The sequence below is a fragment of the Ensifer aridi genome, from assembly GCF_002078505.1.
GTDB classification, from domain to species: domain Bacteria; phylum Pseudomonadota; class Alphaproteobacteria; order Rhizobiales; family Rhizobiaceae; genus Sinorhizobium; species Sinorhizobium aridi.
This window is the reverse complement of the sequence record NZ_LUAV01000032.1, coordinates 35,092-52,970: the sequence shown is the minus strand read 5'-3', so window position 1 is coordinate 52,970 and position 17,879 is coordinate 35,092. Positions and strand designations below refer to the sequence as shown.

16 protein-coding genes are annotated in these 17,879 nt (G+C 62.3%); 3 read left to right on the top strand and 13 right to left on the bottom strand.

The window, feature by feature from the left end; translation table 11 throughout:
• The 3 genes from AYK65_RS22700 to AYK65_RS22690 form a co-directional block, all read right to left on the bottom strand.
• Entirely contained in the window at positions 1-387 is a 387-nt protein-coding gene (locus AYK65_RS22700; RefSeq protein ID WP_046116998.1) for a 5-carboxymethyl-2-hydroxymuconate Delta-isomerase, read from the bottom strand.
• A gap of 89 nt (positions 388-476) precedes the next feature.
• Entirely contained in the window at positions 477-989 is a 513-nt protein-coding gene (locus AYK65_RS22695; RefSeq protein ID WP_046116997.1) for a flavin reductase, read from the bottom strand.
• Positions 990-999: 10 nt separating this feature from the next.
• Positions 1,000-2,562 carry a 4-hydroxyphenylacetate 3-hydroxylase N-terminal domain-containing protein gene (locus tag AYK65_RS22690; RefSeq protein ID WP_081160996.1) on the bottom strand — a complete coding sequence of 521 codons (1,563 nt, stop codon included), beginning with the start codon at positions 2,560-2,562 and terminating at the stop codon, positions 1,000-1,002.
• 95 nt (positions 2,563-2,657) lie between these two features.
• On the opposite strand from AYK65_RS22690, the gene AYK65_RS22685 reads away from it, so the two are divergent.
• Positions 2,658-3,554: a helix-turn-helix domain-containing protein gene (locus AYK65_RS22685; RefSeq protein WP_081160994.1), complete on the top strand. Its 897-nt coding sequence runs from the start codon at positions 2,658-2,660 to the stop codon at positions 3,552-3,554.
• Here AYK65_RS22685 and AYK65_RS22680 read toward each other — a convergent pair whose 3' ends face one another.
• The 7 genes from AYK65_RS22680 to AYK65_RS22650 all read right to left on the bottom strand — a co-directional run bounded on the left by AYK65_RS22680 (position 3,555) and on the right by AYK65_RS22650 (position 10,478).
• On the bottom strand, positions 3,555-3,878 hold the full coding sequence (locus AYK65_RS22680; RefSeq protein ID WP_081160990.1) for a MoaF-related domain-containing protein: 324 nt from the start codon (positions 3,876-3,878) through the stop codon (positions 3,555-3,557).
• Between the two features lie 232 nt (positions 3,879-4,110).
• A complete protein-coding gene (locus AYK65_RS22675; RefSeq protein WP_081160987.1) occupies positions 4,111-5,124 on the bottom strand; it encodes a phosphotransferase in 1,014 nt (337 codons plus the stop codon).
• Positions 5,125-5,132: 8 nt separating this feature from the next.
• Positions 5,133-6,416, bottom strand: coding sequence for an aspartate aminotransferase family protein (locus AYK65_RS22670; RefSeq protein WP_081161340.1), 1,284 nt, complete (start codon positions 6,414-6,416; stop codon positions 5,133-5,135).
• 1 nt (position 6,417) lies between these two features.
• Positions 6,418-7,776, bottom strand: a complete 1,359-nt coding sequence (locus AYK65_RS22665) for an aspartate aminotransferase family protein (protein ID WP_081160984.1) — start codon at positions 7,774-7,776, stop codon at positions 6,418-6,420.
• Between the two features lie 16 nt (positions 7,777-7,792).
• Positions 7,793-8,443 (bottom strand): HAD family hydrolase, encoded by a 651-nt coding sequence (locus tag AYK65_RS22660; protein WP_081160980.1) that lies wholly within the window; start codon positions 8,441-8,443, stop codon positions 7,793-7,795.
• Positions 8,440-9,693 (bottom strand): Tm-1-like ATP-binding domain-containing protein, encoded by a 1,254-nt coding sequence (locus tag AYK65_RS22655; RefSeq protein WP_081160977.1) that lies wholly within the window; start codon positions 9,691-9,693, stop codon positions 8,440-8,442. Before AYK65_RS22655 ends, AYK65_RS22660 begins: the two co-directional genes overlap by 4 nt.
• Positions 9,693-10,478, bottom strand: a complete 786-nt coding sequence (locus AYK65_RS22650) for an IclR family transcriptional regulator (protein ID WP_046117997.1) — start codon at positions 10,476-10,478, stop codon at positions 9,693-9,695. Before AYK65_RS22650 ends, AYK65_RS22655 begins: the two co-directional genes overlap by 1 nt.
• A gap of 287 nt (positions 10,479-10,765) precedes the next feature.
• On the opposite strand from AYK65_RS22650, the gene AYK65_RS22645 reads away from it, so the two are divergent.
• Both AYK65_RS22645 and AYK65_RS22640 read left to right on the top strand, forming a co-directional pair.
• Entirely contained in the window at positions 10,766-12,220 is a 1,455-nt protein-coding gene (locus AYK65_RS22645) for an APC family permease (RefSeq protein ID WP_081160973.1), read from the top strand.
• A 62-nt stretch (positions 12,221-12,282) separates the two neighbouring features.
• On the top strand, positions 12,283-13,761 hold the full coding sequence (locus AYK65_RS22640; RefSeq protein ID WP_081160970.1) for an aldehyde dehydrogenase: 1,479 nt from the start codon (positions 12,283-12,285) through the stop codon (positions 13,759-13,761).
• 575 nt (positions 13,762-14,336) lie between these two features.
• Here the strand turns inward: AYK65_RS22640 and AYK65_RS22635 are convergent.
• From AYK65_RS22635 to AYK65_RS22625, 3 genes are all read right to left on the bottom strand, one after another.
• Positions 14,337-14,792, bottom strand: a complete 456-nt coding sequence (locus AYK65_RS22635; protein ID WP_046117994.1) for a hypothetical protein — start codon at positions 14,790-14,792, stop codon at positions 14,337-14,339.
• A 555-nt stretch (positions 14,793-15,347) separates the two neighbouring features.
• The gene (locus AYK65_RS32050; protein ID WP_139793320.1) at positions 15,348-15,680 is read right to left on the bottom strand and encodes a hypothetical protein; all 333 of its coding nucleotides are present in this window, start codon (positions 15,678-15,680) and stop codon (positions 15,348-15,350) included.
• A gap of 35 nt (positions 15,681-15,715) precedes the next feature.
• Positions 15,716-17,872: a xanthine dehydrogenase family protein molybdopterin-binding subunit gene (locus tag AYK65_RS22625; protein WP_081160967.1), complete on the bottom strand. Its 2,157-nt coding sequence runs from the start codon at positions 17,870-17,872 to the stop codon at positions 15,716-15,718.
• Positions 17,873-17,879 lie beyond the last annotated feature (7 nt).

The window sequence follows — 17,879 nt, the reverse complement described above, 5'->3', positions numbered from 1 at the left end:
CTATTGACCGCGAAGGCGCGGGTGGATGGCGTTCTTCTTCCAACTGAGGTCCGGGTCGATCTCGCGGATTTCCAGCGAGAGCGCGAAATGGGGCGCAGCGAGCAGGGGCGCGAGCACCTCGGCTGCGGTACATAAGATCGCTTCACCTGCCCGTTTCTTTTCCTCGGCGGAGCGCCCCTTGCCGATCCGGAAGTTGAGGTCGACGAAAGCGTTTTCCGGCAATTGGTCGGCAATGGCGAAATGATCGGCGCGCAGCGCCCGGACGCGAACGGCCCCGACCTCGAAGAGATCCGTTTCGAGCACCGTCTTCAAGAGCCGGTCGCAGAGCGCGCCGATATCGGCGCGGCCCTCCAGGTTGGCCGAATATTCCACCGTGAGGTGCGGCATAAGTCCTCCTCTTTTTATTTAACATGTTAAATATGTGACCACATGTCAAGAGGTTTTCATTGCCCCGGAAGCAATGATTTCGCTGGCCGTCAGCCGCCGAAGCTCCCGGTCTGGGTGGGCACGTGCACGTAGTTCCGGTCGAAATAGAGCAGCGCGTGTCCGTCCTTGCGCGAACGGATGTCGACAACCTCGCCGATGAAGATGTTGTGCGTGCCGACGAGCCGCGCCTCGACCAGTCGGCAGTCAAAGGAGACGATTGCGTCGGCGAGCGCCTGGTTGCCGGAGCTGAGATTGATCCATTCGGCGGCCGCGTAGCGCGCCTCCATGTCCGATTGGTGGCCGGCGAAATAGCCGGCGAGGTCCTTGTGCTCCTGGGTCAGCACGTTGACGCAGAAACGGCGGTTCTCGACGAACAGGCCAGACTGCGCCGAGCGGCTGTTCATGCAGACGAGAAGTGTCGGCGGCTCGTCGGTGACGGAGCACATGGCAGTGGCGGTGAACCCGCCGCGCCCGGCGGGTCCGTTGGTGGTGATCACGTTGACGGGGGCGCAGACCCTCGCCATCGCGTTGCGGAATTCGGTCTTGGAGACGGCGGTTTCCATGGTGCCCACTTCATTCGGCAGCGTCGCGAACAGATGATTCCTCGTCGAGTGGCGGCAGCCAGGTGTCGCCGGTCCAGCCGTTCTCGTCATAGTCGGCCATGCACCGGTCGACGAGCGCCTCCATCTCCTTCAGCCGTCCGCCGCGCTCGGCGCCCTTCAGCACCTGCAGGCGAACCTCTTCCGGAGCGCCGGCATAGTTCAACTCATAGAGGGCATGGCGGCCGCCGAATTCGGTGCCGGTCGCATCCCAGAGCAGCTTCATGATCTTGATGCGCTCGACGTGCCCCATGTCGTTGGAGCCGCGGACATATTGCGCGAGATAGCGGTTGATGTCCGGGTTGGTGAAATCCCTAGCCGAGGAGGGCAGATAGATGAGGCCGGACGCGACCGTGCGGCGGACGATGTCGATGACCTTGGGATAGGCCTCCGACATGAAGGTGCGGTAGCAGAGCGCGGCTTCGAGGTTCGGTAGCACGGCGCCGTTCGCCCAGGGGATCGGATTGTGGGCCATGGCGTTCGAGAACGACCAGAACTGGTGGCGAATGGCGATCACTTCGCCTAGCATCGCTTGGTTGCCGCGGAAGGCGTCGCCCCCGGTTGCGCGCAGCGCCTTGGCGAGCAGGCCGGCGAGGAAGTCCATCTTCACCGCAAGTCGTGTGCAGCCCTGGAAGCAATAGCCGTGCATGAAGCCCGAGGCCGGGTGGAAGGAGAGGATCTTCGCCGCATCGCGCAACACCAGCACGTCCTCCCAGGGCACGAAGACGTTGTCGAGCACCAGGATCGCGTCGTTCTCGTCGAAGCGGGAGGAGAGGGGATAGTCGAACGGATGGCCCTCGGAATTGGCGGTCTGTTCGTAGGAGACGCGGCAGAACATCTTGATGCCCGGCGCGTTCATCGGGACGATGAACATCACTGAAAGCGAGGGATCCTCCGTCACCGTCGCCGAGCTCTGCGCGAGGAAATTGTAGTGGGTCAGAGCCGAGGAGGTCGCGACCACCTTGGCACCGGAGACATAGATGCCGGCGTCGGTCTCCTTGGTAATATGGACGAAGACATCCTTCACCGCATCCGCCGGCTTGTGACGGTCAATCGGCGGGTTGACGATCGCGTGGTTCATGAACAGAACAGACTCCTGCGCGCGTTTGTGCCAGGAAATCGCGTTCTCCTTGAACGGGCCGTACCAGTCGGCATTCGCACCGAGCGTGTTCATGAGGGCCGCCTTGTAGTCGGCGGTACGACCCATCCAGCCATAGGACATGCGCGCCCAGTCTGCGATCGCGCCTTGCTGCGCGACGAGCTCGGCCGGCGACTTCGCGACGCGAAAATATTTGTGCGTGTAGCCGCCCGAGCCGGTATCGGTCGGCGAGGTCAGGCGATCTTTCGTCTTTGCGTCGTGCAGCGCGTCATACATCCGCGCGATCGACCGGGCGGAATTGCGCATCGACGGATGCGCCGTGACGTCGGCGATCCGCTCGCCATTGATATAGACCTCACGCCCGTCGCGCAGGCTCGCCAGATATTCGGCGCCGGTGAAAGGCCTGGTCTTGTCGCTGCGATGATCTTCGGCATGCATGTCGTGTTCCTCCCTGGAAAGAATGACAAAAGCTAAGTCGGAACGGCGTTCGCGGCCATGGACAAAGCGGTCAATACGCTGGTACTTTTTCCGGCATGATCATGCGACGCGACGTTCCGGCCTTCTTTGTTTATGGCGAACCTAGTCGCGCGCTCGACGTCGGCTTTATCCACGTCGAGACCGTAATGGAGCGCAGAAGCGTGCATTTCGGTCATGTTGCGCCGCATAAGCACCCGCTGATGGGGCAGATCACCTATTGGTACCAAGGTGGCGGCACCTACCGTATTGAAGACGAGACTTGGAATTTTTTGGCTCCCGCCATCAGTTTCGTGCCAAGCAATGTCGTGCATGGCTTCGATGTCAGCGAGCAATCGGATGCAATCGTCACCTCGATATCGGACGATCTCCTGCGGGCCATGGCCTCGCAGGTGGAGCTTGGTCTCGATGCGCCTATTCTGCTCACGGGGGAGAGCGTCGATCTCACCTGGAAGAGGATAGGCTCTCTGCTCGAAATGATCGCAGATGAGTACCGCGTCGGTGGAAGTGCCAGCGAGAAGGTCCTGATCGGATTGATATCCGCGGTCCTGTCGCTGATGGCGCGTCTTGGCGGGGCCGGCGGCCTTGACGCCACGTCCCCGAGCGTTTCGCTCGGAATGGCGCTCCGCCGCGCCATTGACCAGCACTATAAGGAGGACTGGCCTGTCGGGCGCTACGTCGATGTGCTTGCGACGACGCCGCACCTGCTCGACAAGGCGGCCCGCGAAGTCTTCGGGCAAACCGTCAAGGAATTGCTGCTCGATCGGCGGCTTCTCGAGGCGAAACGGTTGTTGAAGTTCACCATCCGCTCGGTCGAGGATATCGGCCGCGAGATCGGTTTCGACGACCCGGCGTATTTCTCCCGCTTCTTCCGCAAACGGACCGGCGAGACGCCGGTCGCCTGGCGCCGCCGCCATCTGCAGCCAGAGGCGGCGACGCCAGGCACTATGCAGTAGCTAATCCAATCGTACCCAGCGGCCTTCCAGCGTCAGGAAGGTACGGTCTGGAAGGGTGATGGCGGCATGAACCGCGTCGTTTTCGAAATCCTCGACATGGGTGACGGTGGTGCCGTCAGCCTCTCTCCACGTGACCATGAAAACGCCGGGGCGGATCGGAATGGCGCGATATGTCTCCGTCGTGGCGGCGGCATCGAAATCCGACGCGGAGTCTTCGGCCCAGCGCAGGGTCTTGCCGTCGCTGGCGAAGGCGACGCGATAAATTCGCTCGCCATAATCGGCTCTGTAGACGCGTCCAATTGCGGGGAATGGGATGTCGATCATACTATATCTCCTTTGCTTAATGTTTTGGGGTCGCTGCCGCGCTTCCGTGTGCGCCCAGAGCGGGGCACGCGTGATCCGATCTTGGCCCCTCTGGGCGGACAGCATCTACTTCCGCGTCGCTTCGGATTACGGGAACGAAAGGTCAAGGCCCGCGGAACGCCCGCGAGGGGTAAGAACGGTGATCGGTGCCGGCTTGTTCGGCGGATGTCGCTCGACCGGCATCACCTCAACCCTAGGGCGGCTGAAGAAGCGGTCCGGCAAGCTCCAGCGCCTCCTTCACATATCGCGCCAATCGTTGCTCGGCATAGAGCGTGTCCGGACGGTTGCCGACCCAGCCAATGTAGGTGAGGCTTCTGAGCAGCAGGAAGAGCGGCAGGGTTTCGAGCGCTGCATCCGGCAGTGGCCGCCGGCCGCGGTACCCGGCGATGAGGGACCTCTGGATCAGGCCGAAATGCGCTTCGCGGCGGTTTCTGAGGAGCGCCGTTGCGATGTCGAACATGCGCCAGCCGTAACCGGCATCGTCGAAATCGATGAGTTCGACGTGATCAGCTCCGACGAGTACGTTCTCGCGCACCAGATCCGCATGGATGAGGCCGTAGTCGAGGCCGAGGCGGTCGGCCGCGCTCAAGTGCTCTGCGAGGAGCGGCCGCAGAGCCGCGAGCTGCCTTGCGGCCTCCGGCACCAGTCCCGGGCAATCCCAGAACCGACCCCAGAAGGGATTTTCCCCCAGCAAGCCGTCGAAATCCCATGCCGGACGGACGAAGGATGCCGGCGGCGTCCACCGGTCGGAGATGTTGTGCAGTTCGGCCATTGCCTGGCCGAGTTGTCCGAAGATCTCCGTGAGCCGTGCGGGCGGCTGGTGGAGCGGCGTGCCGGAGCGGCCGAGCTCTTCGCCGTACATCCAACTGACGATGTCGGCATGCTGGCTCGCAAAAGCCGGCGTGGCCGGCAAGGTTACGAGATTGCGGCCGTCAAGCGTCGGGATCGGTGCCGGCACATGGAGCCCACCGGCCTTTAGCGTCGCCATCCATTGTAGTTCGGACGTGAGAGCGCGGTCGTCGTGATAGCCGGGGCGATGCAGCCGAAGGGCCGCGTGCCCACCGTCGTCCAAGCGGATCCGGAATACTGCGTTTTCGCGGAATTTCAGCAGCTCCGGCGTCTGACCGGCCAGGCCCCAGTGGAAGAGCGCCTGCTGCGCTCGCCCGACAAGCGCCGCCATCGGCAGTTTTGTTCTATCCTGATCCATCGCGACGCTCACAGGCTGGACAAGACCTCGTCGAAGGTCGACAGCATCAGGTCGGCATTCTCCTTCGAAAACGGCATTGGCGGGCGGATCTTGGTGCTGCACTCGTGCACGCCGATCTTGCCCATCAGCACGCCGCGTTCGCGCATCGCGTTGATGATCCTCGTCGCGAGTTCCGGAGCTGGCTTTTTCGTCGCCCGGTCGAGAACGAATTCGGTTCCCATGAAAAGACCGCTGCCGCGCACGTCGCCGATGATAGAATGTTTTTCCGCGAGCGCCTTGAATGCGGCCCGCGTATATTCGCCGACATGCGAGGCGTTTTCGACGAGCTTCTCTTCCTCGATCACGTCGAGCACGGCCATTGCCGCGGCGCAGGAGACCGGATTGCCGCCGAAGGTGTTGAAATAACGGAAAGCCTTGCGGAAGGCATTCAGCGTGTCGGCGTTCGCGATGACGCCGCCAATAGGATGGCCGTTGCCCATCGGCTTGCCGAGCGTGACGATATCGGGGACGATGCCGGCGCGCTGGTGGCCCCACATGTGCGTGCCAATGCGGCCGAAGCCCGGCTGCACTTCGTCGGCGATGACCAGGCCGCCGGCCTTGCGCACGGCGGCGACGGTCTTTTCCAAAAAGCCGGATAGCAGGTCGGGAAAGCCCTCATTGGCGAAGAACGGATCGATGATCAGGGCTGAAAAGCCGTGGGGGGCCTCCTGAAGCGAAGCAATCGCCTGTTCGACTTCCGCGGCGAACGCGGCTGCAAAGACCTCGCCGCCGGCGCCGCCCAGCGGCCGATAGCTGTCCGGTGCCGGCACATGGCGGACGTGGCCGCCATAGCCGCCGACCGGCGGCATGCGGGTGGAGAGCTGTGATACGGCCGCCGTGTTGCCGTGATAGGTGTGGTTCGTGGCGATCACGCCGGTCCTCCCGGTCACGGCCTGGGCCATGCGCAGCGCGACGTCGTTCGCCTCGCTGCCGGTGCAGGTGAGGATCGCCGTGTTGAGCTTGCCGTCGAAGGTTGCCGTCAGGCGCTCGACATAGTCGAGAATGCCTTCGTGCAGGTAGCGGGTGTGGGTGTTAAGAGTCGATGCCTGGCGCGCGATCGCCTCGACCACGCGCGGGTGGCAGTGGCCGACATGCGGCACATTATTGTAGCAGTCGAGATAGCGCCGGCCGTCGGCATCCCAGAGCCAGACGCCTTCGCCGCGCACGATATGGACCGGCTCCTCGTAGAAGAGCGACATGTTCCGGCCGAGCAGGCGTTCGCGGCGGGCGAGCAAAGCAGTCTTGTCGGACATCTCATCGCCCTCCAGCCGCGGCCAGCCCTGCATCGACCGCATCGACGATACGGCCGACATCTTGAGCGGTGATCACGAGCGGCGGAGACAGGATGACGTTCGGCCCCGAGGTGCGGACGAGGACACCGGCATCGTAAGCAACATCCTGAACCTTCTGCAGGACTTCCTTGCCCGCGGGGGTCTTTTTCTCGCGATTGCTCACAAGTTCGAGCGCGCACATCAGCCCCTTGCCGCGAACATCGCCGACAAGCTCGTGGTTGTTCTCAAGGTTATCGAGGCCGCGCAACAGCTCCTCTCCGCGTGCGGCGGCATTGGCGGCAACATTCAGCCGCTTGGTTTCCTTGAGCATCGCGAGAGCCGCGGCGGCGCCGACGGGATGGCCGGAATAGGTGTAGCCATGGCCGATCGTGCCGACGGCGTTCCTGTTGCTTTCGAACACCTCGGCGACCTTCTCGCTGATCATCACCGCGCCGAATGGAAAATAACCGTTGGTGATCGCTTTGGCGGTGGACATGAGATCGGGCTTCACGCCCCAGAGGCGCGACCCGGTCCAGGCGCCGGTGCGTCCGAAGGCGGTGATGACTTCGTCGGCGATCAGCAGGATGCCGTGCCGGTCGCAGATCTCGCGCATCAGCGGCAGGAAGGTTGCGTGCGGAACGATGACGCCGCCCGCGCCAAGCACCGGTTCGACGATCAAGGCCGCGATCGTGTCTGCGCCCTGGAAAGCAATCTCCTCTTCGAACAGGCGCCCAATCGCCGCCGCGATCTCCGCCCCGTCGCTTGTGCCGAAGGGGTTGCGGTAGGTCCAGGGCGCCGGCAGGTGGAAGACTCCCGGCAGCAGCGGCTCGTAGTTGCGGCGAAAATTCTGGTTGCCGTTCACCGATGCGCCGCCGAAATGGGTCCCGTGATAGCCCTTTTTCAGGGCGATAAACTTGGTGCGCTCTGGCTGGCCGTTGATTTTGTGATATTGCCGCGCCAGGCGCAGGCAGGTCTCGACCGAGTCCGAGCCGCCGGACGTGTAGAAAGAGCGGGTGAGGCTGTCCTCCTTGAACCACTCGGCAAGCTCGTAGGAGAGCTCGATCAGAGGCGAGTTGGTGGTCCCCCGGAACGTCGAATAATAAGGCAGCTCGTCCAACTGGTCGCGGATCGCCTTTTTTACCGGCTCGCAGGAATAGCCGAGATTGACGTTCCAAAGGCCCCCGACCGCGTCCAGCACCTTCTTGCCGTGGATATCGACGATCTCGACACCTTCGGCCGCATTGACGATGCGGGGCGGATGGGCCTGCATCTCGGCCGGATGCGCCATCGGGTGCCACAGGTAGCGGGCGTTGTTCTCGATCAGGAAGTTGGTCTCACGCATCGGTATTTCCTCTTGTTCAGAGCCCAAGCATGCCAAGCGCGCGGGCATAACCCTCGGCGGGGCGAGTAACGTCGAAATGCACGTAAGGCAGGCGCACGGCATCGGCGCCTTCGATGTTCTTCTTCTGGTCTTCGACGAAGACGCAGGCTTCGCGAGGGAGGCCGAGCTCGGAAAGAACGAGCTCGTAGGCGCGCGGATCGGGCTTCAGTATTTTCGTATAGGTGGCGTCGACGATGACGTCGAAGAGCTCGATCAACGGAAAGCGCTTGCGGAATTCGACGCCGTAGAAGAGGTCGAGTTCGTTCGACAGGATGGCAAGCTTCGATCCGGCGGCCTTCACTTTCACGATCGCGTCGCGGGCTTCCGGACGGAGCGCCAGCTCCGGTTCGGCGCCGCGGGCGCGGCGCACGAAGGTCTGCATCTCGGTCCATTCCTCGCCGAGCATCCGGCCAACCTCGCGTGTGCGGGCGAGCCAATAGTCGCGCTCAGTGATCTCGCGATTCTGCATCGCCACCCAGAGCGGGTCGGTTGCGGGGTCGAAGGGACCGCGCCATGTGAGTGAACCGGGGGGGAGCCCCAATGCACGCTCGGAGATGTCGTGGGTCTCGAAGAGGGTGCGGGTCACAACACCACCGAAGTCGAGAATAAGCGCGCGTTCGCCTGTCATGGCCTTCCTTCCGGGACGACGCCTTCGGCCACCCAATTGTCGAAAATTTCGAGGGCTTTCTCCGAGAAAGCCAGGGAGTTGATGTGCGCATCGACCTCTTGCAGGGTGACGGTCGATGGCAACGCCCTACGAATTTCGTCCAGGAAGGCATCGAGCCCCGCGGGGTCGTGGAGCGGCTCGTCGGGCTTGTCCCATTCCTGCAGGCCGCCGAGCGGCAACAGGAAGGCGATCTTCGCCTCGGTGGTCGCGAGCTTCCGCCCGATAAGCCGGGCAATTTCGCGTCGCCCCTCCGGCGAACTGGTGACTGATCCGAGCAGGCGGTTATGGGCGTGGTAGGGGCGGTCCGCGAAGATCGCCGGCAGGTCCTGCCAAGCCTGGAAGTCGACCATGTCGACGGCACCGGGGGCGACGATCTGCGGAATGCCGGCGCGTCCGGCGTTCTCTAACCGGTCCGCCCCGGAGGTCACGACGGTACCGTAATGGTGATTGCTGACTTCCTGCATGCAGAGGTCGAAAACTGCGGCAAAGCCGTCCTGCCCGGCGATCGCTTCGAATGCGCGCCCGCCCATGCCTGTCGAGTGAAAGACGGCGACGTCATAGCCGCGCTTCTCGAGCTCCGGTTTGACATACTTCATGTATTTGAGGCAGGAGGAGCCGAGGGACGTCATGCCAATCAGCGGCCGCCCGCTCTTCGGCTTGGTACAATGCTTGGCAGCCCCGACCACCGCGCCGCAGGCCTGCGACAGGACGGACCGGCAGATGCCGTTCAGACCAAAAAGGCCGCCCGCCCACAGGATCATCATCAGGTCGGGTGCGATGCGCTCCGGCGGAATGAGGTGGGAGTAGGCGATCGTCGAGACGACGAATTTCGGTACGCCGAGTGGCAAGGCCGCGGCAACGTCGAGGGCCAGATCCGTTCCCATGGTGCCACCCAGCATAATGACGCCGTCTATCTGGCCCGTATCGTAGAGGTCGCGGGTGAGGGTGGCTGCGCCCTTGGCCATCAAGGCCATGGCGCTGTTCTCGTCTCCACTGGCGATGATCGCCTCGATCGAAGTGCCGGCCGCTTTGGCGATGTCATATTTAGAGTAGTCGGGTGCATAGGGCGGATCGTCCAGAATGCTGACGTCGATCATCACCGGCAGGCCGCCCGCTTCATCGATGACCGATGCCATGAACTGCAGTTCGTCGCTTTTGGTGTCACCGGTCCCGATGACGACTATCCTTGGCAAAGGCGCCGAAGGGCTCATCAGCCTGTCCTCCTGATTTGCGCAGTGGTTCCCGCGGGCCTTTCTGACCCGTAGTATTTTTCTGAAATTGCGTTGGCCGCGGCGACTACTTGCGCACCGAATTCCATGAGTCCCGCCTGGTCGGCCCTGACCATCGGCGCTGCGATCGCGACGCAGCCGATCGGATGGCCGCCAGGTGCGCGGATCGGCGCAGCCGTGCTCACGACGCCGGCCTCGATGCCCTGGTGGTTTATGGAAAAGCCGCGCGCCACCGTTTCATCAAGAAGGCCGCGCAGCACTGCGGGATCGACGATCGTGTATTCGGTGACCCTTTCGAGCGGCTTCGAGAGGGCGGCGTCGATTTCGTCTGGAGGGCAAAAGGCAAGATAGGCGAGACCTGAGGCGGTTGCATGAAAGGGCAGCAGTGTGCCGACCTCTACGTTGACGCGGTGCGCGCGCGGGGAATCCTCGACATGGATTGTGGACAGACGGCTGCCGGAAAACTCAGAAAGATGCACCGTTTCCGTCGACGCTTCCGCGAGCGCCTTGATGAATGGAACGGCGACGCGCAGGAACGGGTACCGCGCCTCGCGGATCCGCGCCAGCCGGACAGGCGCCGATCCAATGCGGTATCTGCGGGTTTCCGGATCCTGCTCGACGAAGCCGTGCTTCTCCAGCTCTACCAGAAAGCGGCGTGCCGTCGCTTTGTCGAGTCCGCACAGACGGGCGATGTCGGTCAGTCCGGCTTCCTTGTCGAGTCGAGATACCGTGTCCAGCAATGACAGCGCTTTGCCTATCGTGCTCATCGTTCCTCCTCTTGAGCCCCTTTCTTCGCTGCTACGTCGGGCTTGCGCCCGCTTCGCATCGTTTCCCAGCGGCGCCAAGATACTTAACATGAGAATTAAGTTGACAGACGCGGGGTTTGTTTGCAAGTCTATATTTGAAGCATGGGTTCAAATATTGAACCATATGCGCTGAAGGGTGCGCGATCAATAACAAGCAAGAAGCGCCGCTTCAGTCCGAATAGGTGGAGGTCGCATGCGGGCGTTCCGCAGCGATGGTCGGATACGTTCAACAAGGGGAACGAACGCTTATGGATACTCACAACTCACCCGGCGCAGGTCAGAACCAGCTGCGCAAGAACAGTCTCGGCGTCGGCGCCGTGACATTCCTTGTGGTCTCCGCGGCCGCGCCGCTGACGGCAGTGGCGGGCGGCGTACCGCTTTCCATGCTGCTCGGCAATGGTGCAGGCATTCCGCTGACCTTTCTGCTGGTTACGGCGCTGCTACTGCTCTTTTCGGTCGGCTACGTCGCCATGGCCCGCCACATCCGCAACGCAGGCGCATTCTACGCCTATACCGCACAAGGCCTCGGCGGCCTCATGGGAGGGGCGGCAGCACTCGTAGCAATCCTCGCCTACAATGCGATGCAGATTGGGGTTTTCGGCCTGTTCGGCGCAGCGACATCTGGCTTCTTCGCAGAACAAGTCGGTCTCGTTCTTCCCTGGTGGGTCTGGACCTATATCGGTATTGCCGCTGTCGCCGTGTTCGGTTATCGCCGCGTCGACCTCTCGGCCAAGGTGCTGACCGTGCTGGTGGTCCTTGAATATTTGGTCGTCCTGGTCATCGATGCGGCGATCCTCTTCACCGGCGGCGACAGCGGCCTTTCCGCCGCCCCGTTCACGCCGACCGCCTTCTGGGGCGGCACGCCGGCGATCGGCATCCTCTTCTGCTTTGCTGCCTTCATCGGCTTCGAGGCAACGACCATCTACAGTGAGGAGGCCCGCGAACCGCAGAAGACGGTTCCGCGTGCCACCTATATCTCGGTGCTCACTATCGGTCTTTTCTACATGCTGACCTCCTGGCTGATGGTGAATGGCGCCGGCGTCGACAAGCTCGTCCCGGAACTGCAAGGCCTTGCCGATCCGACGACCTTCCTCTTCGGCCTCGCCGAGCGCTATGTCGGCCACTGGATCACCGTCGTGATGAGCATCCTCTTCATCACCAGCCTGTTCGCCGGTGTGCTTGCCTTTCACAATGGCGTCGCGCGCTACATCTATGTGGCCGGCCGCGAAGGCCTGCTGCCGAAATCCGTGGGCGTCACGCATCAGGAATTCCAGAGCCCGCATGTCGGCTCGGTGATCCAGACGGTCATCGCCGTACTCGTCGTGGCGATCTTTGCCTTCACCGGGCAAGACCCGGTCCTGGCGCTCTTTTCCTGGCTTACCAATGTCGGCACGTTGGCAATCATCCTGCTCATGGCGTTCACCGCCTTCGCCATCGTCGCCTTCTTCGGCCGCAACCCGGGCCTCGAAAGCAATATCCTGGTGACCAAGATCCTTCCCGTCGCGACCGGCGTGATCCTCCTGGGGCTGGTTTACTATATCGCCGTGAACTTCGGTGCGATCGCCGGCGCCAATGGTTTTCTCGCCGTGCTGCTGCCGGGCCTCGTGCTGGTTGCTGCACTCATCGGCTTCGTCGCTGCGGCGCGCTTGAAGTCTGCCGATGTGGTGGGCTTTGCACGGCTGGGTGCCGGGCAGGAAGCCTGACAGTAATCGGATCATGATGGCGGGCATCTCGCCCGCCATACTTTCTCAAGAGACGCCGGACCATGCAGGACAAGATCGACCAACTCCGAACATTGCCTGTCGCGCCCCAATCACTTTTCATCGGCGGCGCATGGCGAGAACCGATCGGCGGCGCTGTCATTGACGTCATCTCTCCGATCGACGGCAGCCGGCTCACGACCATCGCCGATGCCGGCGCCGAGGATGTGGACCTCGCCGTTCAAGTGGCGCGCGCCGCCTTCGAAAAGGGTACCTGGTCGAAGGCAGCACCCGCGGAGCGCAAGAAGGTACTCCTTAGGATTGCCGAACTTATCGAGAAGAACGCTTTGGAAATCGCAGTCCTCGGCGTCCGCGACAATGGCACCGAGATCTCCATGGCGCTGAAGGCCGAGCCGGGAAGCGCCGCAGCCACTTTCCGCTACTATGCCGAGGCGATCGACAAGGTCTATGGCGAGGTTGCGCCGACCGCAGAGAACGTGCTCGGCCTCGTGCATCGCGAGCCGGTCGGCGTCGTCGCGGCGATCGTGCCCTGGAACTTCCCGATGATGATCGGTGCCTGGAAGATCGCGCCGGCACTTGCGGCGGGCAACTCCGTCGTGCTTAAGCCGGCGGAAGGTGCATCGCTGTCGCTGTTGCGGCTGGCAGCTCTTTGCGCCGAGGCGGGGCTGCCGGAGGGGGTGCTCAACGTCGTAACGGGCAGGGGAGCGACGACCGGAGAAGCAATTGGCTTGCACATGGACATAGACGTGCTGGCTTTCACCGGCTCCGGCGGCGTCGGGCGTCGCCTACTGGAATACTCGGCTCGCTCGAACCTCAAGCGCATTTATCTCGAACTCGGCGGTAAGTCGCCCAATATCGTCTTCGCCGATGCGCCCGATATCGACCAAGCCGCCAAGGTTTCCGCCTATGGCATCTTCCGCAATTCCGGCCAGGTCTGCATCGCCGGCTCGCGGCTGCTCGTGGAAAAAGCGATTTACGGAGAGTTCTCCGAAACGGTAGCGAGGATCGCCGCCAACATCAAAGTCGGTGATCCACTCGAGCTCTCAACTGAAGCCGGCGCGATCGCAAGCGAAGTCCAGCTCAAAAAGGATCTGGCCTTCGTCGAGCAGGCGGTCGCCGAGGGCGCTTCGCTGCGCACGGGCGGCAAGCGGATTCTCGAGGAGACCGGCGGCTATTACATGCAGCCGACCGTGTTCGACGTCAGCCCGGACATGACCCTCGCGAAGGAAGAGGTCTTTGGACCCATCCTGTCTATCATTCCCTTCGAGACCGAAGCGTCGGCGCTGCAGATTGCCAACGCGACCAACTACGGCCTCGCCTCTGCGGTCTGGACGTCGAACCTTTCTCGCGCGCATCGCATGGTCAAGGGCATCCGCGCCGGCGTTGTTCACGTCAATTCCTATGGTGGATCAGACAACACTGTACCCCTCGGTGGTGTGAAGCAGTCCGGAAACGGCCACGACAAGTCGCTTCACGCGCTCGATAAATGTGTCGACTTGAAGACCGCTTGGATTCAACTCTAAGGGCCGATGTTGTTCCGGCCGAATTGGGGTCAGGCGATCCTGACCCGGCTCGGTGTGCCAACACGAGTGTGCGAGTCAACATGGTGTTGAACACTTTTCACTCGCGAATTAACAAGCGACCACCTCCGCGTACAGCCGATTTTCTTGCGCAGAACGGACTTTCGAGATTGTCGCGGGATGGTCTCCTAAGGGGTCGAAGGGAGCCGTTCTTCACGAGCCCGCGCACTGCTTGTTCTGGTCTAAAAAGATCGCATAACGTATCAATTGCAACGCTATGGAGAGGACAGCCATGTGCTGCCGCACGTCGGGCTATCGGGCTGCTTTTGCAGGCTCGGGCGGCTCGGCCTTTTGAGGTGGCTCTGTGAAGAACTCCGAGACATCGACGGACAAGGCCGGAGCTGCGCACATGGCAAAATAGACGAACAGGCACAGCATTAGCTGCTCATTAGGGAACGGGGGGGCACTGAGGTTCAGCAAATCCGCCGCAGTTGAGCTGCGGCGGCGTTCTGAGGCGCTGGACCGTTACGTCGAACAGCCTGGCTTGGCGGGGAGGGTGACCGCCTCGCGTCTAGTCTTCAGGTAGACCGGGCGATATTCCAGTCTAGCCGACGAACATCCTTTTGCAGTTGCGCATAGGATCGATTCGGTATCATGCCACCGTGCAGGTCCGCCACCCGGACCGCCCGGGCGCGAATGTCCGCTTCCTCGCGCCGCATCCTGTTGAAGGCCACCGCATTGAGTTCGCCCTCCGAACGCTTGACGTCCATGCGGTGATTGGCGGCGCGAAGCTCACCGAGAATGTTGCTGAGCCGTGGTGTGCGCACCGCGATGGAAGCTGTGGTTTGGTCTACCGGTGCCGCGAGGGGCATAGAGTCGTCCTCGTTGGATATTCCCGGATAGTAGGCGCCGTTGCCGCCGGATGAGGACATGCCACGATCCTCGTGTCCATGGTGTTCGGCGGCAAAAGCGCTGCCTGCGGCCAACGACAGGGTGAGGGCCGCGATTGCGGATGTCTTGATGAGCGAGAGCATCTTTGCGTCTCCTAAACTTGGGAAGCATTGATCTTCCAGTCGGGGCTGTCTCATATTGTCGCGTCGCGATCTCTTCGATCGCCGGCAGTATTCAGCCTCACCAAAGGCATATCTCCAGCAACGCTTCCAGTCACGTTAATAATAATTAAAGTTTCTACGACTTTCGTTCGTCAAATTTTCGCCGCCTTCATCGAGGATGTCCGGAATATAATGAAAAGATACTGCGTTTTTGGGCGCCGCTCAGCGGTATTTCAGTTGCACCTCGCTTACGGCGGCAATGTTTATGAATATATCGTGATGTTTTGAACAATCACGGCACTCAGGGAGCCAGAAGATATCTCCTGTTCGCACGGTAAAAGACCGCGATCTCGGTCGTGTTTCCTCATGCATGCCTCAAGCTTCGATGGTTCGATTAATGTCGCGGTCAGCAGAGATCGGGTCTTCCTCTTTTGTGTGGGGATCGAGGACATGGACTGCCAGCATCCTGGCCCTCAGGGGTTCAACGCGGGCCTCGCGGCAGTCTCCGCCTCCATCTCGGCGATGTCCTGGAACCGTTCAGCCGTCGCCAGTGATATAGGGAGTGGGGCAGGGGACTTCATGGTCGACCTCCAAAAGGACCTCGACATGGCCGCCCAATTTGAAGCGCACCGACGTAAGCAGGCGCTCCGCGAAAGTGTGCTCCTCGCGTGAGCGGAACCGCGCGTAGAGGGGCGGCCGACAGCATCTCGGCCGGGGGACAGCTTTCTCTATTGCCGCCATCACTGCCCAGCGTCCCACTCCGGAATCGGCGACCGCGCCGGAAAACTCGGATTCTGCCTCGCCCTCGGAGAGCGCCATGGCGCAGTGGTCGAGCAGCCAGGATGAGATGGGCGGACAGTCAAAGCGCATTCGGACATGCAGCCATCGGAATCGAAGACATGTGTTCAGAGCAAGTGCTCGATGCGGATCGGCAGCTCTCGCAGCCGTTTGCCTGTTGCGTGAAAGATCGCATTGGCGATTGCCGCCGACGCGCCCACCATCGCCACTTCTCCAAGCCCCTTCACCCCGACGCTGTTCGCCAGCAGATCGGGCTCATTAATGAAGTCGACTTCAATCTCACCGATGTCGGCGTTTACCGGCACCACATAGTCGGCGAGGTCATTGTTGAGGAAGCCGCCGTAGCGCGGGTCGACTTCAGTCGCCTCGCGCAGCGAGGCGCCGAATGCCCAGATGACGCCGCCCCGAACCTGGCTCGCGGCGGTGCGCGGGCTGACCACGCGCCCGCAATCGGCGACGCTCACCACGCGCGGCATTCGAATGCGGCGGGTGGTCGGCTCGACCCGGACCTCGATAAAATGGGCGATATAGCTCATCGAGGTAAATTCAGGGAAGGTCGGGCCGGCGATCGCATATTGTCCTCTGCGCAACCGTTCGAGTGCTGCGGCCTCCTGACCCGGTCCGAGCTGCGAAACGTCCACGGTCAGATAAGGGCGGCGGATTGCGGCGAGCTGCTGATGGATGTTGCCGGACACCTGTCTGCCGCCGAGCAGTTCAGACAGCGCCGCACGCATCCGCTCGACGGCGAGTGCCGCGGTCGGCACCACGCTGAAGGTTCCCCAGGAGCCGGCGGTGATCTGCTGGGGTGCGGCAGTCGTGTCGCCGAGGACGATGTCGAGCCTGGTCGGATCGATCTCCAGTCCGTCCAGTAGCACCGCCGCAATCGCGGTCTTGATGCCCTGTCCGAATTCATGGTGCGTGGTAACGAAGCGGGTCGTTCCATCAGCGCTGATCCGAAGGCTCGCGACGGTCGCCGTAACCAAGGCTGGGTAGGTGCCGCTCGCCACACCCCATCCGACCAGCGAACCGTCGGACGCTCGCATCGATCCCGGCTCAGGTGTCCGTCGCTCCCAGCCAAAGCGTTGGGCGCCCCGGCTCAGGCATTCATTCAGGTAACGGGACGATAGTGCTCGGCCGTTCTGAGGGTCGACGCGCGTATCGTTGGCGATGCGGAACTCGACCGGGTCTGCACCGATGCGGTAGGCCAATTCGTCCACCGCGCATTCAAAGGCGAAGCATGCCGGATGTTCGTGCGGCGCGCGCATATGTCCTGGCGGCTGCGTGTCGATCCTATAATCCACAGCGCCACCATAGTAATTCTGAATACCGTACAATCGGCTCGGTCCGGCATGGTAGTTGGACGGAAAGGTCCCACCGCGCGACTGCTGCTGATCCGAGACATAGTGCGCGGCGATCATTCGCCCGTCGGCGTCGGCCCCAAGCCGGATGCGGTGGGTGCTGTTCGGACGAAACTTGGCGAGGTGGAAGATCTGTCCACGCGGAGTAACCAGCTTGACCGGTCGCCCTGTCAGCATCGCTGCACGTGCGACGATCGCGGTCTGCTGCTGGACCCATCCCTTCTGTCCGAATGCTCCGCCTACGGTGGGGCTCTTCACGTCCACGATGCCAGGATCGATCCGCAGGATCCGCGCGACGACCTCCTTGAGCCCACTGGCGAACTGGGTCCCTTCGTAGATGGTCAATCGGCCTTCGGCCCATACAGCGGTCGTCGAGATCAGCTCGATCGGATTGTGATGCTGGGTTGGCGATTCATATTCGACGTCGACGGTCGCATTAGCCCGCGCCAGTGCGGCCTCAGCATCGCCAAAGACCGTTGGCCTCGCCTCCTCCCGAACCGCGAGGGCGCTGCGCTTTGTCGCCGCAAAGGTCTGCTCTTCGTAAGTCGGGACCACGTGCTCAGCTCCCTCCATCGCGGCTTCCAGCGTTTCGGCAACGACAAGCGCGACCGGCTGGCCGCGGAAGGCGATCTCTCTATGAAGAGTGGGCGGTGCGTCGGCGTTGGGGAAGCGGACTGGCTCGGGCGGCGGCGGGAAGTCGTCGGGCGTGAGCACGCGAACCACGCCCGGCACACGCATAGCGTCCTCGACCGGAAGCGTGGCGAGGTGTCCCTTCGCCACACGGGATGGGACCAGTATTGCATGCAGCATTCCCGGCAGCGGAACGTCGGCGGCATAGGCCGTCGCGCCCCTGACCTTGTCGAAGGCGTCGATCCTCGCCCTGTCCGCGAACGGCGTGGCGCTCATGAGTTCC

What these genes read in the sequence shown, in the direction of transcription:
- AYK65_RS22700 (WP_046116998.1), bottom strand. Translation starts at nt 387, where the DNA reads ATGCCGCACCTCACGGTGGAATATTCGGCCAACCTGGAGGGCCGCGCC.
- AYK65_RS22695 (WP_046116997.1), bottom strand. Translation starts at nt 989, where the DNA reads ATGGAAACCGCCGTCTCCAAGACCGAATTCCGCAACGCGATGGCGAGG.
- AYK65_RS22690 (WP_081160996.1), bottom strand. Translation starts at nt 2,562, where the DNA reads ATGCATGCCGAAGATCATCGCAGCGACAAGACCAGGCCTTTCACCGGC.
- AYK65_RS22685 (WP_081160994.1), top strand. Translation starts at nt 2,658, where the DNA reads ATGATCATGCGACGCGACGTTCCGGCCTTCTTTGTTTATGGCGAACCT.
- AYK65_RS22680 (WP_081160990.1), bottom strand. Translation starts at nt 3,878, where the DNA reads ATGATCGACATCCCATTCCCCGCAATTGGACGCGTCTACAGAGCCGAT.
- AYK65_RS22675 (WP_081160987.1), bottom strand. Translation starts at nt 5,124, where the DNA reads ATGGATCAGGATAGAACAAAACTGCCGATGGCGGCGCTTGTCGGGCGA.
- AYK65_RS22670 (WP_081161340.1), bottom strand. Translation starts at nt 6,416, where the DNA reads ATGTCCGACAAGACTGCTTTGCTCGCCCGCCGCGAACGCCTGCTCGGC.
- AYK65_RS22665 (WP_081160984.1), bottom strand. Translation starts at nt 7,776, where the DNA reads ATGCGTGAGACCAACTTCCTGATCGAGAACAACGCCCGCTACCTGTGG.
- AYK65_RS22660 (WP_081160980.1), bottom strand. Translation starts at nt 8,443, where the DNA reads ATGACAGGCGAACGCGCGCTTATTCTCGACTTCGGTGGTGTTGTGACC.
- AYK65_RS22655 (WP_081160977.1), bottom strand. Translation starts at nt 9,693, where the DNA reads ATGAGCCCTTCGGCGCCTTTGCCAAGGATAGTCGTCATCGGGACCGGT.
- AYK65_RS22650 (WP_046117997.1), bottom strand. Translation starts at nt 10,478, where the DNA reads ATGAGCACGATAGGCAAAGCGCTGTCATTGCTGGACACGGTATCTCGA.
- AYK65_RS22645 (WP_081160973.1), top strand. Translation starts at nt 10,766, where the DNA reads ATGGATACTCACAACTCACCCGGCGCAGGTCAGAACCAGCTGCGCAAG.
- AYK65_RS22640 (WP_081160970.1), top strand. Translation starts at nt 12,283, where the DNA reads ATGCAGGACAAGATCGACCAACTCCGAACATTGCCTGTCGCGCCCCAA.
- AYK65_RS22635 (WP_046117994.1), bottom strand. Translation starts at nt 14,792, where the DNA reads ATGCTCTCGCTCATCAAGACATCCGCAATCGCGGCCCTCACCCTGTCG.
- AYK65_RS32050 (WP_139793320.1), bottom strand. Translation starts at nt 15,680, where the DNA reads ATGCGCTTTGACTGTCCGCCCATCTCATCCTGGCTGCTCGACCACTGC.
- AYK65_RS22625 (WP_081160967.1), bottom strand. Translation starts at nt 17,872, where the DNA reads ATGAGCGCCACGCCGTTCGCGGACAGGGCGAGGATCGACGCCTTCGAC.